Here is a 13,820-nt window from a genome sequence, read left to right as displayed (position 1 = left end):
GGATCGCTCCCGGATTCCAGCTCCGGAATCCCAGGATGTCCTGGCCGCTCAGCAGCAAAGGGGTTGTCTCAACCCGGCTGCGGCTTTGACTTGGATCAATGGCAGCGACGGGCGCGGTTCTTACGATCGGCCGGAACCAGCGCCGAGATCACGAGATCAGGAGACATCGATGGCCAATGACGCGAAACCGGCACAGCAACGCATCGATCAGTTCTTCTCCGGACCCGGCGGGCGCGCCGACAATTGGCGCGATCTGGTCGAGGCGGCAAAGTCGTGGAGCAGGGGCGGCGACCGCGCGCCGTATGACGCCGCGTTGTCGGCGTTGGCGGTGACCGAGGAGTTTCACGGCTACCCGGGGCTTCGCTTGATGGCAGCGCTGAAGGAAGCCGCGGCGACGGGCGACGCTGCGACCTCGCATATGCTCGCGACGCGGATCGCGCAGGCCCTTCAGACCAAGTCCTTCCGCCAGCATGCCGGTGACTGGAGCACGCAGGATGATGCCAATGGCGACGTTCCGGATCTGCTCCCGCCAACTCTCGGACAATCGGCGGCGCGCCGACCGTATTTCGAGACCCTGATCGTGACCGGGGTGCCGGCCAGCAATTGGCCGGGACTGCTGGCGGAATGGCGCAAGCTGCGGCGTCCGGTCGACGCCTTCATCTATGAGCCCGTGGTGGTGGGCAGCCTCGAGGATGCCTTCTGTGCAGCCATGCTGAACCCGAACATTGCGGCTGTCGTGATCAATGAGGGCTTCGGGCTGCGCTCGCGGCACGATGCGCCCGTGCTTCGCGCCATGACGGCCGCTATGGGGCTCGCCGACGAGGCAGATGCGTCGGCGCTGCGGCTGGCCCATATCCTGAAGCGGGTCCGTCCCGAGCTTGACCTCTACCTCATGTCCAACCGCGACGTTGAGGAACTGGCCGGCAATCCCGAGGCCGACGTGGTGCGCCGGGTGTTCTACTCGGTCGAGGACATTCTCGAACTACACCTTTCAATTCTGGAAGGTGTGCAGGATCGCTTCGACACACCGTTCTTCGACAATCTGAAGAAATACGCGCAGCGGCCGATCGGCACCTTCCACGCGCTGCCGATCGCGCGCGGCAAGTCCGTGTTCAAGTCGGACTGGATTCGCGACATGGGCGAGTTCTACGGGCTGAACCTGTTCCTAGCCGAGAGCAGCGCCACCACCGGCGGCCTCGACAGCATGCTGGAGCCGACCGGCAACATCAAGAAGGCTCAGGAGAAAGCCGCGCGTGCGCTGGGCGCCGACCGCGTCTACTTCGTCACCAACGGCACCTCGACGTCGAACAAGATGGCCGTGCAGGCGCTGCTCGGCCCCGGCGACATCGCGATCGTCGATCGCAACTGCCACAAGTCGCACCATTACGGCATGGTGCTGGCCGGCGCGCAGCCGCTCTATGTCGAGGCATTCCCGATGACGGAATATTCGATGTACGGCGCGGTGCCGCTGAAGACGATCAAGCAGGCGCTGCTCAACGCCAAGGCCGATGGCCGGCTCGACCGGGTCAAGATGATCGATCTGACCAATTGCACCTTCGACGGTCACATCTACAACACGCGGCGGGTGATGGAGGAATGCCTCGCGATCAAGCCCGACCTGATCTTCCTCTGGGACGAGGCCTGGTTCGGCTTTGCGCGGTTCTCGCCGTTCCTGCGGCGGCGAACCGCGATGGGCGCGGCGAACGAGATCGAGGCCTGGATGCGCGATCCCAAGTCGGTTGCCGCTTACGAGAAGCAGCAGGCCGAGCTCGGCAAGAACCCCTCGGACGAGGTGCTGCTCAAGACCAGGCTGATTCCCGATCCGCGCAAGATCCGGTTGCGGGTCTATCAGACCAACTCGACGCACAAGTCGATGTCGGCGATCCGGCAGGGCTCGATGCTGGCCGTCAAGGACATCGAATTCCACACCGTCGAGGCGCAGTTCAAGGAGGCCGTCTTCACGCACGCTTCGACCAGCCCGAACCAGCAGCTGATCGCAAGCCTCGACGTCTCGCGCCGGCAGATGGAGCTCGAGGGTTATGGCTTGGTGGCCAATGCCATGGAGATCGCGTTCGCGATCCGCAATGCGGTTAACACCAATCCGCTGATCTCGAGATATTTCCGCGTGCTCGGCGCCGATGCCATGGTGCCGAAGCAATACCGCCAGAGCGGCTTCACCGATTATCTCGCGGCCGGCACCAACTGGGCGAGCGCGCTGAAGAGCCTGAACGACGACGAGTTCTGCCTCGATCCGACCCGGATGACGCTGGTCTGCGGCACGGCCGGCTACGACGGAACGTCGTTCAAGGGTCTGCTTGCCAGCCGCTACAACATCCAGGTCAACAAGACCTCGCGCAACTCGGTCCTGATCCAGTCCAATATCAACAACACGCGGAGCGATGTTGCGCATCTCGTCCGGGTGCTGGCCGAGATCGCCGGTGAGATCGATCGCGGGCTCGCCAGGGGCGGGGCGACCGCCAGGGTGGACTTCGACATGCGGGTGAACAGCCTGATGAAGGACGTGCCCGATCTGCCGAACTTCTCGCATTTCCACGCCGCCTATCGCGGCGATGCCGGCACGAAGACGAACGAGGGCGACATCCGCGGCGGGTTCTACTCAGCCTATGATGCCGCGGGATGCGAGTACATTCGCCTGAACGATCCCGAGATCGACCGGCGTCTGAAGAACGGGCCCGATCTCGTCTCCGCGAATTTCGTGATCCCTTATCCGCCGGGCTTCCCGATCATGGTGCCCGGCCAGGTGATCACGCAGGAGACCATCGATTTCATGCGCAAGCTGGATGTGAAGGAGATCCATGGCTACGACGCGGCCGAGGGCTTGAAGCTCGTGACGGCCGAGGCGCTGGCCAGGAAAGGCAAGCCGAAGGCGGCAACACCGAAGCTCAAGGCTGCATCATAGAGTGTCAACACAACCGGTCCCTGGAGGGAAAACATGAGGAAAGCGAGTTTGATCGGAGCTCTTGCTGCATTGGCGATCGGCGTGGCCGGCTTCAGCGCGCCGTCGCGGGCTGAAACAGGCTCGGTCGCTGTCATCTTCACCAAGGGTGGATTCATCGTTGGTGTCGGAGGCGGCGAGGGCGTCCTGACGCTGCGCGGCAAGCACTATCCGTTCACGGTCTCGGGCATGAGCGTCGGCTTCACGATTGGCGCCTCGACCACCAAGCTTGTCGGGCGCGCCCTCAACCTCCGGGGACCGGCTTCGATCGAAGGCTCCTACAGCGCCGCCGGTGCCGGCGGGGCGATCGCCGCGGGCGCCGGAGGCGTGCAATTGCAGAACGCCAATGGCGTGATCCTGCAACTCAGTGGCCCGAAGGTCGGTGCCGAGGTCTCGGCCGCGGTGGGCGGCGTTTCGATCCGTCTGAAATAGGTCCGAAGGACCCGGGCCGCGCGCCCCGCGCGGCCCGGCCTTTCAGTAGCGTTCCTCGACGAACGTCATCCCGCGCAGACCGGCCTGATCGTTGTAGCGACCCTTGGTGGAGCGCTTGGGCAGCTTGACCTTGTCGCGCTTCACCCGTCCGTGGGGAATTGTCTTCAGCAGGAATGAGATGCAGTTCAGCCGCGCCCGCCGCTTGTCGTCGGAGCGGATCACGTTCCACGGTGAGTGTTTCGTGCTGGTCGCCTTCAGCATCAGGTCGCGCGCCCGGGAGTAGTCGTACCAGCGGCGATAGGATTCCGTATCCATCGGGCTCAGTTTCCACTGCCGAAGCGGATCGTCGATCCGCGCCTTGAAGCGGCGTTCCTGTTCATCCATCCCGACCTCGAGCCACAGCTTGATCAGGATGATGCCGCCCTCGATGATGTATTGCTCCATTTGCGGACAAAGCGAGAGAAACCGCTGGTGCTCTGCCGGGGTGCAGAACCCCATCACATATTCGACGCCGGCGCGGTTGTACCAGCTGCGATCGAAGATCACGATTTCTCCGCCGGCCGGAAAATGCTGCATGTAGCGCTGGATGAAGAGCTGGGACTTCTCGCGGTCGGAGGGCGCGGGCAGGGCAACGACACGAAACACGCGCGGGCTGACCTTCTCGGTCATGGCCTTGATCGTTCCGCCCTTGCCGGCCGCATCGCGGCCCTCGAACAGGATGATCACCCTGAGCTTGTTCGCCTGCACCCAATCCTGGAGCTGGCAGAGCTGGACCTGCAGCTTCTGCAGCTCTTCCTCGTAGTTCTTGCGCTTCATCTTCCCGGTAGACTTGTCTTTCGCCATGGATATCCCGTCCATTGTTTGAGCTAGCTGCCCCAGGCAATGACGATGCCGATGTCGCCGGGCATGCCGCCGGGGTAATCGACGACCTGGAAAGCGATGCGATAACCGCGCGGCTGCAGGTAGTCCGCCCAGAGTTGGTAAATCTCCTTGGGGATACCTGTCAGCGTCTTCTCCCAACCGGCCTCCATCTGATTGATGGCCCGCCCCTTGTCGGTGCACAGCGAGTTCGGGAAGCGATAGACCTGCACTTCGCTCAGGCCGTTGCGCACCGCACGCTGGATCACCGTCGATGCCAGCTTGACCTTCTCGTCCTCGGTGAGCCCGGAGGGCTTGCTCAGCCGCTCGATCAAGGCGAGTTTTTCGGCTTCAATGACCGCCGCACGCTTGGCATGCTCCTCAGCCTTTTCGGATTCCTTGAGCGCGGCCTGCTTCTGGATCTCGTGCGCGTTCGGGATCAGGTCATCGATTTTGTCTCGCATGGCCGGGGACTCCTAAGCCCGATCTTCCACCTTGCGCTGGAAAAGGTAGGGATCAGCCAACCGCCATCCTTGATCCAGATCAAATCGGGGCGATAGGATGGCACCCAAAGTCGATCAAGGGGCGCGGCGATTTGATCGCTGCAGGGAGGTTTGGCTTGAGCGAACAGATGCATCCGCTGGCTCCGCACCATTTGCCGTTCTTCATTCCCGGCGCCGACGGGTCGGACACCCTGACGGTGGTGATGGGCATTTTCCTTATAGCTACAGTCTTATGGGTCGGCACCCTTTACTGGAAACTGCACAGCCTGCCGGAGCGCATGGCGCATAAGTCCCAGAAGCTTCAGTTCGAGATCGTCGGCGTCCTCGGCCTGATTTCGCTTTTCACCCACATGCATATCTTCTGGATTGCCGGCCTGCTGCTGGCGCTCATCGACCTGCCGGATTTCGGCACGCCAATCCGCAGCATTGCCGATTCCGTCGAGCGCATCGCCGACGCCACGCCGGGCACACCCGCTGCCGAATCCGAAGCCGAGGTACCCGGCGGCAGTCCCGACGTCCGGGCACCGGCGAAGCCGGAGGTGCACAACCATGCTTGAGCTCATGATCTGCTCGCTGGTGACGATCCTGCCGGATTACCTCTACCGCCGCTATCGGCAAGGCAAGCGGTTCGGCAAGGAGATCACATTCTTCTCCGTCTGGTACGAACTGAGGTGGGGCATCACCGGTTGCCTGATGCTCACGGTCTCGCTGATCACGATGATCTTCTACTTCCATCCCTCGACGAGCAACGCGGCGATCTATTTCAGGACCGTGCCGATCTTGCCGGAGGGCTCTGGCCGTGTCGTCGAAGTCAATGTCGACCACACTGCGGCGGTCAAGAAGGGGGACGTTCTGTTCCGGCTCGATAGTTCGAAGCAAGAGGCTGCGCTCGAGACCGCCAAGCGAAAGGTCGCCGAGGTGGATGCGTCGTTGATTTCGGCGCAGGCCGACGTCGTGAAGGCGGACGCCCAGATCGGGGAGGCGAAAGCCTCCTTGCAGCAGGCCAAGGATGAGCTGGACGTGAAGAGCGAATTGCAGCGTCGCAATCCCGGCATCGTGCCGCAACGCGACATCGAGAAGCTGCAGGTTTTGGTTGATCAGCGGCAGTCCGGCGTCGATGCGGCTAATGCAGTGAAGGAATCGGCGACGTTGCGGGTCTCCACGCTCTTGCCGGCCGAGAAGGCGAGCGCGGAGGCCGCGCGCGCACAGGCGCAAGTGGATCTCGACAAGACCGTCGTTCGTGCCGGCGTTAACGGCCGCGTCGAGCAATTCCTCGTTCGTCCCGGAGATCTCGTCGCCCAGATCATGCGGCCGGCTGGAATCATGATACCCGAGGAAGCTGGCCGGAACAGGTTGCAGGCGGGGTTCGGGCAGATCGAGGCTCAGGTGATGAAGCCCGGCATGGTCGCGGAAGCCACCTGCATGTCGAAGCCCTGGGTCATCATTCCGCTGGTCGTCACCAGCGTGCAGGATTTCATCGCCGCCGGCCAGTTCCGGGCCAGCGAGCTGTTGATCGACCCGCAGAACCTGCAACAGCCAGGTTCGATCCTCGTGTTCCTCGAGCCGCTCTACAAGAACGGCCTTGACGGCGTGACGCCGGGCAGCAGTTGCATCGTCAATGCCTACACGAGCAACCATGACCAGATTGCCGATCCGAAAACCGGCGCGTTGAAGGGCTTCGCCCTGCACGCGGTCGATGCAACGGCGCTCGTTCATGCATTGCTGCTTCGGATCCAGGCTCTGCTGCTGCCGATCAAGACGCTGGTGCTCAGTGGTCACTGACGGGCGCGAACAGGGAGACAGCAGATGAAGCCGGTTGGCAAGCTTCGCGCAATCGTCGTGACGGGCATGATCTTCGCGCTGCCGGATCACGCGCTGGCGTTCGATCTTACAGGCGCCTGGGCGACGAGTGCGGCCCAATGCGGGAAGGTGTTCGCCCGCAAGGGCAGGGCGAACCAGCTGACCTTCTCGAACTTCTCGGGTGTCTATGGTGGCGGATTCATCGCCGAGGCGGATCGCCTCAGGGGCAAGTTCGAGAACTGCAAGATCAAATCACGCAAGGATGACGGCAAGGACCTCAACATCATCGTGGGCTGCGCTTCGGGGATCATGGTGTCCAACGTGCAGTTCTTCCTCAAGGTTGTTGACGACGACACGATCACGCGGGATTTTCCGGGCATCGAGGGGATGCAAGTCTCCTATCATCGCTGCAAGCTCTAGCGGCAAGCTCTAGTGGAATGCAGCCTTTGACCAATTTCTGCGGCCCGATATATTGAGCGTTGTGACGCAGTATCCGGTCAACGCCGGATTGACCGAGTAGTGCGCCGTGGATCCCAACAGTTTGCCAAGGTCATTGCGCATCGCCCTCGTGGTTGGGCTTGTCCTTTTGGCAGGAGGCGCTGGCCTGGCGGGCTATCGCTGGTATGAGCAGCCGACCACCCTGACGATCGCGGTGGGCTCGCTGGATGGCGAAGCCGGCAGGCTGGTCTCGGCGATCGCCGCAAGGTTTGCACAGTCGAAAGCGCCGGTCCGCCTCAGCCTGGTCCAGACCCCGGGGCCACTTGAGTCCGCCACAGCCTTCGCGTCCGGTAAGGTCGACCTCGCCGTCGTCCGCGGCGATGTCGGTGATCTCTCGAAGGCTCAGGCCGTCATCGTGTTGGCGCACGCCACCGTATTGATGATCGCGCCGCCCGGCGCGTCGATATCCGATGTGGCGGAGCTGAAGCGCACGACGATCGGTGTGATCGGCGCCGAAGCCAATCAGAAGCTGATCAAGGTGCTGACCGACGAGTACGACCTGACGCGGGCAGGCGTGACGTTCAAGCCGCTGGCCCCCGCGGACGCGCGCCGCGCGCTCGAGGCCAAGGAAGTGCGGGCGATCCTGCTCGTGATGCCCTTGACCGAGAAATATCTGGCGCTGCTGCGGAATGTTTTTCCGCACACCGGAAAAGCCGGCCCGGTGATGATCGCCATCGAGTCCGCGGGCGCGATCGCCGAAAAGGAGCGCGCCTACGAGAGCTTCGACGTGCCGAAGGGAACCCTGCGCGGCTCGCCGCCAATTCCTGCCGATGATCTGACGACGCTGCAGACGTCGTTCTATCTGGTGGCGCAGAAGAAGCTCGGGAACGACGTGATCAGCGACCTGACGCAGTCGATCATGAATGCGCGGCGGGACTTGCTTGCCGAACTGCCGGCGCTCTCCCAGATCGCGACGCCCGATACCGACGCAGGCGCCTACATCCCCGTGCATCCCGGGGCGGCGGCGATCTATGAGGGAACCAGGGAGAGTTTTCTCGACCAATGGGGCAATGCGATCTTCCTGGCGCCGATGATCGCAGGCGCCCTTGCGTCGGTGCTTGCGGCGGCGTGGAAATTTCTCCGCTCGAGCGAGACGCCCAGCCGGAAGGAGGCGCTTGACACACTGTATGCACTGGCGGCCCGAATTCGGGTAGCGGGGCATGAGGCGGAACTGGCAGAGATCGAGCGCGAGATCGACCAGGTGCTGCGGACGCAGCGCGAACAGCCGGTCGCGGACGACAATGCCGAGCGCGCGGTGACGGCGGTGAACGTTGCCGCTCATCGGCTCGAGAACCTGATCCACGATCGCCGTATCCACCTCGCGTCGCAGCAACCGGGCCAGACCGGAAGCTGAGCGGACCGACACTTTCCTTGATCTCGATCAAAGAGGGGGCATGGCCTTGGCCGATGCTGTCGACTGTTGGTGTCGATGGAGGTCGCGATGGTCCGTTGGGGCAAGACTCTGCTCGCGGTTGTGCTGGTGTCAATGACATCAGTCGCCGCATTGGCGCAGACGGCTGACAAACCGCCAGCCCAAACCAGTCAGCCCGTTCAGGCCAATCAGCCGGCCGCGGCAGCGGCACAACCGGCCGATCAGCTGCTGAAGCCTGAACAGCTGGAAGCGCTGGTCGCACCCATCGCACTCTATCCGGACTCGCTGCTGGCCAATGTGCTGGCGGCATCGACTTATCCGCTCGAGGTGGTGCAGGCCGATCGCTGGCTGAAGGAGCGCAAGAACCTGAAAGGGGATGCGCTGAAGACCGAGGTCGACAAGCAGGCCTGGGATGACAGCGTCAAGGCGCTCGCAAGCACGGCCGATGTGCTCGCGATGATGAGCGACAAGGTCGACTGGACGAAGAATCTCGGCGACGCCGTGCTGGCCCAGCAGGCCGATGTCATGGATGCGATCCAGCGGCTGCGCAGCAAGGCGCAGGCCAACAACAAGCTGGTGACGACCAAGCAGCAGAAGGTCAGCGTCCAGACCCAGGAGAACAAGCAGGTCATCGTCATCGAGCAGACCGATCCGAACACGATCTACGTGCCCTATTACGACCCGGCCACGGTCTACGGCGCGTGGCCATATGCTGCCTACCCGCCCTACTATTTCGGTTACCCGTCGTATATCGGCGCCGGTGTCGTGGCGGCAGGCCTTGCCTTCGGCGCTGGATGGGCGATCGGTCGCTGGGGCAATTACTGGGGCGGCGGCTGCAACTGGGGCAATCGCAACGTCTATGTCAATCACCGGACTACCAACATTGCAAATGGCTGGCAGCATAATTCCGCACATCGCCAGGGCGTCCGCTACAACAACAGCAGCGTGCAGCAGCGCTTCGGCGGCACCAACAACCGGGCCGGTGTCAGCGACCGGATGAACTATCGCGGCCGCGACGGTCAGCAGGTCCTCAACCCCGGCGATCGGCAGGGCGCGGATCGCGGAGGTGATCGGGCGGGAGACCGCGGTGGTGATCGCGCGGGTGATCGCGGCGGAGACCGTGCGGGCGATCGCGCCGGAGATCGTGGCGGCGACCGCGGCGGCGATCGGGCCGGAGATCGTGCCAAGGGAGGCGACCGCGCGGGCGCCGGCAACAAGGCCAAGGGCGGTGGCGATCGCGCAAACGCCGCCAACCGTGGCAGTGCCGGTAACCGTGCAGCTGCGGCGAATCGTGGTGGCGGCGGCAATCGCGGCGGCGCCATGAACGTGTCGTCCGGACGGGCAGCATCGGCGGCATCGGCGCGCGGGCGATCGAGCATGGCCAGCATGCCGCGCGGCGGCGGCGGCGCAAGTTTCGCCGGCCGTGGTGGCGGTGGCTTCAGCGGCGGAGGTGGCGGTGGTTTCCGCGGCGGTGGTGGAGGTGGCGGCGGATTCCGTGGCGGTGGCGGCGGCGGACGGCGCTCCGACATCGCGCTCAAGCACGATATCGAGCTGCTTGGGTATCTCGCCAACGGCCTCGGCTACTACCGCTTCAGCTATCTCGGCAGCAGCAAGGCCTATGTCGGCGTGATGGCGCAGGAGGTCGAGCAAGTCATGCCGGCAGCGGTGACCCGCGGCGCCGACGGCTATCTCAGGGTCTATTACGACAGGCTCGGGATCAAGTTCCGCAGCTATCACGACTGGCTTGCCGCCGGCGCGAAGATTCCATCCTCGTCGGAGGCATCACGATGACAAGCTCTTCGCGATTGAATCGTATTGCTTCCATCAGCATGGCCGCAGCAACGGCGCTCGCCGTGCTGCTGTCTCCGGCTCGTGCCCAGCAGGGCTTCCCCAACCCCGAAGACGCGGCGTCTGCCCTGGCAACCGCGGTCAAGGCTGGCACGAGCCGGGCCATGCTGAAAGTGCTGGGCCGCGACGCGACCGATATCATCGAGTCCGGCGACGATGTCGCCGACGCCAATGCGCGAGAGAGCTTTCTTTCAGCCTACGACGCCAGACATTCGATTAAGGCCGACGGCAACAAGAAGGCGATCCTGATCCTGGGAAAGGACGACTTCCCGTTCCCGATCCCACTCGTCAACAACGCCGACGGCTGGAGTTTCGACGCGGATGCAGGTCGTCGCGAAATCCTCTACCGCAGGATCGGCCGCAACGAGCTGGCCGCAATCCAGACCAGTCTGGCCTATGTCGACGCCCAGAACGAATACGCCGAGAAGGATCGCGGCGAGGGCGTCGGCACCTATGCCCAGCGCATCGTCAGCAGGCCGGGCAAGACCGACGGATTATTCTGGCGCGACGACAAGGATCCGAGCCCGCTCGGTGAACTGGCGGCCCAGGCCGCGGCGGAAGGCTACAAGGTCGGCGAGCAGGCCGCGCCGTACCACGGATACTACTATCGCATCCTGAAGGCGCAGGGCTCCGACGCCCCGGGCGGCGCGCTGAACTATGTGGTGAAGGGCAAGATGATCGGCGGCTTTGCGCTGGTCGCCTGGCCCGCCGAGTACGGCAATTCCGGTGTCATGACCTTCCTGGTCAACCACGCAGGCACTGTCTATCAGAAGGATCTCGGCTCTCGCACCGATTTCCTCGCCAAGCGCATGATCGTGTTCGATCCGGATCACACCTGGAAGAAGGTGGAGCCGACAAATCCTTGAGAGGGGCTGCAATGATGCGAGGCGTTCGTCCCGTTATACTTGCGCTCGTCGCGATGGTCCTGCTGATCGCGCCATGCTTCGCGCAGGCGACCGGCCACGTCCAGGTCAAGTTCGTGAAGGCGGCGCTCGTCGTGGGTGGAGGCGGCGGGACGGGCACGTTGATCTATCGCGGGCGGCATTATCCGTTCATCGCGTCCGGCTTCAGTCTCGGCGTATCCGCCGGCACCTCCGTGAGCTGGCTGGAGGGGACCGCCTCCGGCCTCAGGGACGTCAACGATTTCGCCGGCAGCTACGCGCTGGTCGGAGCGGGCGGTGCATGGGCCGCTGGTGTCGGCGGGGTGACGCTACGCAATGAGCACGGCGTGGTGCTGGTGCTCAAGGGACCGAAGGCAGGCTTGGAATTCGCCGCCAATCTGGGCGGCCTGACGATCTCGCTGCGGTGAACTTGGGCTCGATTTGCCTCAATCTCGAATGCTATTTCGGAAGACATTCCACATTGTAGGCAATGATGATTTGCGCCGGGTCGGCCTTGCCGATGCTCTTCAGGTCTTCGAAGCCGCTCTTGAGCTTGGCTCCCGCCTCTTTCAGGCTTCCCTCGAGCGTGGCCTTGGCCGTGCGGCATCGCTCCTCACTCGTGAACTCCTGGAAGACCACGTTTGGCAGAAGCCTCCATTCAGCCCTGTCGTTCGTAGCAGCTGGGTTCACCGAATAGGAGAACACGTACATCAGCACCCACATCTGCATGCTCCCGTGGTGGTGCGAGGTCACTATGGCTCGTGAGCGGCGAGCATCGGAATTTCGTGGCGAAGATTGCGCGTCGGCCATGATCTAGATCAAGTGTGCGAGCCAATCTGCATGATTTGGCGGCCGGAGTTGTTCTGGTTTTGGGTGCGTCGAAGACATCCGGGTGCGCGGCGCGCCGAGCGATGGATTGATCTATCTCAAGATCGGATCCGAAACGAAGGTCCAGCTTGCACTTGGCGGGAGCGAGACGGCATCCAGCTAATCGGGAGGTGGAGGCATGTACCGGCACATTCTCATTCCGACAGATGGGTCGGAGCTGGCGGAGCATGGTGTGAGGCAAGGGTTGGCGCTGGCGAAATCTCTCGGAGCCAGGGTGTCAGTCATCTTTGTCATTGAGCCCTTCTCGGAAATCGGAGGGAGGTACCGTGAACTGCTCACAAAATTTGCCGAGATACGCAAGGAAGAAGCCATGAGCGCACTGGATCGCGCCGCTCAGGCGGCCAAAGACGCCGGTGTTTCCTGCGAGACCAACCAGGTGGAGAGCGGGAAACCCGATCAAGCCATCATCGCAGCGGCCAAGGACAAGGGCTGCGACCTCATTGCCATGTCGTCGCACGGACGCAGCGGGCTTTCCGCCCTTCTCATCGGCAGCGTGACCAACAAGGTGCTCACGCAAGCGAAAATCCCGGTCCTTGTTTGCCAGTGAACGTGCACGTTCACGCAAGGTCCCGGGCCACATTGCATGAAAATTTGGGAGCAATTCATGAAGAAAATCGCGATGTGTCTGGCTCTCGCGAGCGTGACACTGTTGAGTCCCCTGCAAGCGCAGACAAGCGTCGATATGGCGCGCATAACTTGCGCGCAGTACCTGGCCATGTCCCCAAGCGACTCTTCCGTATTTTCTGCCTGGATGAGCGGGTGGTTCAATCAGAAGAAGGGATATGTCTTCGTGGATCTCAACGCGTACGCGCGGAATGTAGCAAGCGTAAAGGCCTGGTGCGCGACCAATCCCACTCAGACCGTCATGGCGGGCCTCGAGCGCTCCACAGCTGGCCAGTGATCAACAGGATCGGAATATAGCGATGAAGCCATCAATCCTTGCCGTTGCGACCGTTGCCCTACTCGCCATGACTGTTTTGGCCAGGGCTCAAGTTGTCGTCGATCTGTCCCTTATCACCTGCAAGCAACTGCTGGAGTCGGACCAGGAAAGACAAATGCTGATCAGCTCCTGGATGTCGGGCTATTTCAGCGCGTCGAAGAACTTGAGCACGGTCGATTTTCGCTACGTCGAGCGAAACGGCAAGGTAATTGGCAAGTACTGCAAGTCGCACAAGACAGACACCGTCATGAATGCGATGCAAAAGAACTGGCGCTAATCATCGTCGCTGCGAACGCGCCGGCATTGGACAGCGCTCTTGTCCTTCTTGCGTCGGAGGTGAAGCCGGCGATTCCAATGGTCGGCAGGTTTGTCGCGGCTCACTGGCGCTTCTGATCGAGCCTTTTCTCCCTCAACTCGGGTCGCGGTGCCCGTATTTTTACGGTCCGGGCGCTTGACCAAGGTCAAGGCGCGGCTGACGGCCAGATGGTGTGTCGTTTGAGGGTTCGCTCTCTGCGGTGTTGCCGTGTCGGCCGTCTGGTATGTAACTTTCGAAATCCGCCAGCGCGGTCTGCTGCATCAACGGACGCGCAGCCCTCGCGAGACGAGAACCTTTGCCACCGAAGCGGAGGCAAAGCAGTTCGCTCGGTCGAAACTGGACGAAGGGCTGGTCGTGTTCGCCGGCACGCTCAATCCGTATCTCCCAAGGCAATTGATTCCTTCGCAGCGTATTGCCGATTGGCTCGTCGAACCGTGAGCCTGCTCTGACCACCCACGTCCGGGGCATCGGCGGTACGAGCGCTGCGCTTAACCAAGGGCTGCAAGCATCAATCAGACACGCGGTGTT

Annotated in this window: 16 protein-coding genes; 13 read left to right on the top strand and 3 right to left on the bottom strand. The window is 62.7% G+C overall.

Going from position 1 to position 13,820, the window contains the following annotated elements; genetic code table 11:
• Positions 1 to 169 precede the first annotated feature (169 nt).
• Together JQ616_RS35030 and JQ616_RS35025 are read left to right on the top strand one after the other, a co-directional pair.
• Positions 170 to 2,920: a decarboxylase gene (locus JQ616_RS35030; RefSeq protein ID WP_212022718.1), complete on the top strand. Its 2,751-nt coding sequence runs from the start codon at positions 170 to 172 to the stop codon at positions 2,918 to 2,920.
• 33 nt (positions 2,921 to 2,953) lie between these two features.
• Positions 2,954 to 3,388, top strand: coding sequence for a hypothetical protein (locus JQ616_RS35025; RefSeq protein ID WP_212022717.1), 435 nt, complete (start codon positions 2,954 to 2,956; stop codon positions 3,386 to 3,388).
• Between the two features lie 42 nt (positions 3,389 to 3,430).
• Here the strand turns inward: JQ616_RS35025 and ppk2 are convergent, their stop codons facing one another.
• Positions 3,431 to 4,231 (bottom strand): polyphosphate kinase 2, encoded by an 801-nt coding sequence (gene ppk2, locus JQ616_RS35020; RefSeq protein WP_212022716.1) that lies wholly within the window; start codon positions 4,229 to 4,231, stop codon positions 3,431 to 3,433.
• A 23-nt stretch (positions 4,232 to 4,254) separates the two neighbouring features.
• Positions 4,255 to 4,710 (bottom strand): hypothetical protein, encoded by a 456-nt coding sequence (locus JQ616_RS35015; protein ID WP_212022715.1) that lies wholly within the window; start codon positions 4,708 to 4,710, stop codon positions 4,255 to 4,257.
• Between the two features lie 155 nt (positions 4,711 to 4,865).
• Between JQ616_RS35015 and JQ616_RS35010 the strand changes: the two genes are divergently transcribed.
• From JQ616_RS35010 to JQ616_RS34980, 7 genes are all read left to right on the top strand, one after another.
• Positions 4,866 to 5,306: a hypothetical protein gene (locus JQ616_RS35010; RefSeq protein ID WP_212022714.1), complete on the top strand. Its 441-nt coding sequence runs from the start codon at positions 4,866 to 4,868 to the stop codon at positions 5,304 to 5,306.
• The gene (locus JQ616_RS35005) at positions 5,299 to 6,531 is read left to right on the top strand and encodes an HlyD family secretion protein (protein ID WP_212022713.1); all 1,233 of its coding nucleotides are present in this window, start codon (positions 5,299 to 5,301) and stop codon (positions 6,529 to 6,531) included. The genes JQ616_RS35010 and JQ616_RS35005 overlap by 8 nt, the downstream gene beginning before the upstream one ends.
• 24 nt (positions 6,532 to 6,555) lie before the next feature.
• Positions 6,556 to 6,969, top strand: a complete 414-nt coding sequence (locus JQ616_RS35000) for a hypothetical protein (protein ID WP_249137663.1) — start codon at positions 6,556 to 6,558, stop codon at positions 6,967 to 6,969.
• A gap of 133 nt (positions 6,970 to 7,102) precedes the next feature.
• Positions 7,103 to 8,401: a TAXI family TRAP transporter solute-binding subunit gene (locus JQ616_RS34995; RefSeq protein ID WP_249137661.1), complete on the top strand. Its 1,299-nt coding sequence runs from the start codon at positions 7,103 to 7,105 to the stop codon at positions 8,399 to 8,401.
• An 87-nt stretch (positions 8,402 to 8,488) separates the two neighbouring features.
• Positions 8,489 to 10,210, top strand: coding sequence for a DUF3300 domain-containing protein (locus tag JQ616_RS34990; protein WP_212022711.1), 1,722 nt, complete (start codon positions 8,489 to 8,491; stop codon positions 10,208 to 10,210).
• A 38-nt stretch (positions 10,211 to 10,248) separates the two neighbouring features.
• Complete coding sequence (locus JQ616_RS34985; protein ID WP_249137659.1) at positions 10,249 to 11,133, top strand: DUF2950 domain-containing protein; 885 nt, start codon at positions 10,249 to 10,251, stop codon at positions 11,131 to 11,133.
• Positions 11,134 to 11,144: 11 nt separating this feature from the next.
• On the top strand, positions 11,145 to 11,576 hold the full coding sequence (locus JQ616_RS34980; protein ID WP_249137656.1) for a hypothetical protein: 432 nt from the start codon (positions 11,145 to 11,147) through the stop codon (positions 11,574 to 11,576).
• Positions 11,577 to 11,607: 31 nt separating this feature from the next.
• On the opposite strand, the gene JQ616_RS34975 is transcribed toward JQ616_RS34980, so the two are convergent.
• Positions 11,608 to 11,958 carry a hypothetical protein gene (locus JQ616_RS34975; protein WP_249137654.1) on the bottom strand — a complete coding sequence of 117 codons (351 nt, stop codon included), beginning with the start codon at positions 11,956 to 11,958 and terminating at the stop codon, positions 11,608 to 11,610.
• A gap of 196 nt (positions 11,959 to 12,154) precedes the next feature.
• On the opposite strand from JQ616_RS34975, the gene JQ616_RS34970 reads away from it, so the two are divergent.
• From JQ616_RS34970 to JQ616_RS34955, 4 genes are all read left to right on the top strand, one after another.
• Positions 12,155 to 12,583 carry a universal stress protein gene (locus tag JQ616_RS34970; RefSeq protein WP_212022709.1) on the top strand — a complete coding sequence of 143 codons (429 nt, stop codon included), beginning with the start codon at positions 12,155 to 12,157 and terminating at the stop codon, positions 12,581 to 12,583.
• A 57-nt stretch (positions 12,584 to 12,640) separates the two neighbouring features.
• Positions 12,641 to 12,937 (top strand): HdeA/HdeB family chaperone, encoded by a 297-nt coding sequence (locus JQ616_RS34965; RefSeq protein ID WP_212022708.1) that lies wholly within the window; start codon positions 12,641 to 12,643, stop codon positions 12,935 to 12,937.
• A gap of 22 nt (positions 12,938 to 12,959) precedes the next feature.
• Positions 12,960 to 13,253: an HdeA/HdeB family chaperone gene (locus tag JQ616_RS34960; protein WP_212022707.1), complete on the top strand. Its 294-nt coding sequence runs from the start codon at positions 12,960 to 12,962 to the stop codon at positions 13,251 to 13,253.
• A 246-nt stretch (positions 13,254 to 13,499) separates the two neighbouring features.
• Positions 13,500 to 13,730, top strand: a complete 231-nt coding sequence (locus JQ616_RS34955) for a hypothetical protein (protein ID WP_212022706.1) — start codon at positions 13,500 to 13,502, stop codon at positions 13,728 to 13,730.
• The last annotated feature ends 90 nt before the right edge of the window (positions 13,731 to 13,820 follow it).

Source organism: Bradyrhizobium tropiciagri (genome assembly GCF_018130545.1).
In the GTDB taxonomy this organism is placed as follows: domain Bacteria; phylum Pseudomonadota; class Alphaproteobacteria; order Rhizobiales; family Xanthobacteraceae; genus Bradyrhizobium; species Bradyrhizobium tropiciagri_A.
Note: the sequence above shows the minus strand (reverse complement) of the source record. Positions and strands in the feature narration are given on the sequence as shown.

Bases quoted from the DNA above. Each gene is read 5' to 3' on its own strand.
- JQ616_RS35030 (WP_212022718.1), top strand. From the start codon at position 170: ATGGCCAATGACGCGAAACCGGCACAGCAACGCATCGATCAGTTCTTC.
- JQ616_RS35025 (WP_212022717.1), top strand. From the start codon at position 2,954: ATGAGGAAAGCGAGTTTGATCGGAGCTCTTGCTGCATTGGCGATCGGC.
- ppk2 (WP_212022716.1), bottom strand. From the start codon at position 4,231: ATGGCGAAAGACAAGTCTACCGGGAAGATGAAGCGCAAGAACTACGAG.
- JQ616_RS35015 (WP_212022715.1), bottom strand. From the start codon at position 4,710: ATGCGAGACAAAATCGATGACCTGATCCCGAACGCGCACGAGATCCAG.
- JQ616_RS35005 (WP_212022713.1), top strand. From the start codon at position 5,299: ATGCTTGAGCTCATGATCTGCTCGCTGGTGACGATCCTGCCGGATTAC.
- JQ616_RS35000 (WP_249137663.1), top strand. From the start codon at position 6,556: ATGAAGCCGGTTGGCAAGCTTCGCGCAATCGTCGTGACGGGCATGATC.
- JQ616_RS34990 (WP_212022711.1), top strand. From the start codon at position 8,489: ATGGTCCGTTGGGGCAAGACTCTGCTCGCGGTTGTGCTGGTGTCAATG.
- JQ616_RS34985 (WP_249137659.1), top strand. From the start codon at position 10,249: ATGGCCGCAGCAACGGCGCTCGCCGTGCTGCTGTCTCCGGCTCGTGCC.
- JQ616_RS34980 (WP_249137656.1), top strand. From the start codon at position 11,145: ATGATGCGAGGCGTTCGTCCCGTTATACTTGCGCTCGTCGCGATGGTC.
- JQ616_RS34975 (WP_249137654.1), bottom strand. From the start codon at position 11,958: ATGGCCGACGCGCAATCTTCGCCACGAAATTCCGATGCTCGCCGCTCA.
- JQ616_RS34970 (WP_212022709.1), top strand. From the start codon at position 12,155: ATGTACCGGCACATTCTCATTCCGACAGATGGGTCGGAGCTGGCGGAG.
- JQ616_RS34965 (WP_212022708.1), top strand. From the start codon at position 12,641: ATGAAGAAAATCGCGATGTGTCTGGCTCTCGCGAGCGTGACACTGTTG.
- JQ616_RS34960 (WP_212022707.1), top strand. From the start codon at position 12,960: ATGAAGCCATCAATCCTTGCCGTTGCGACCGTTGCCCTACTCGCCATG.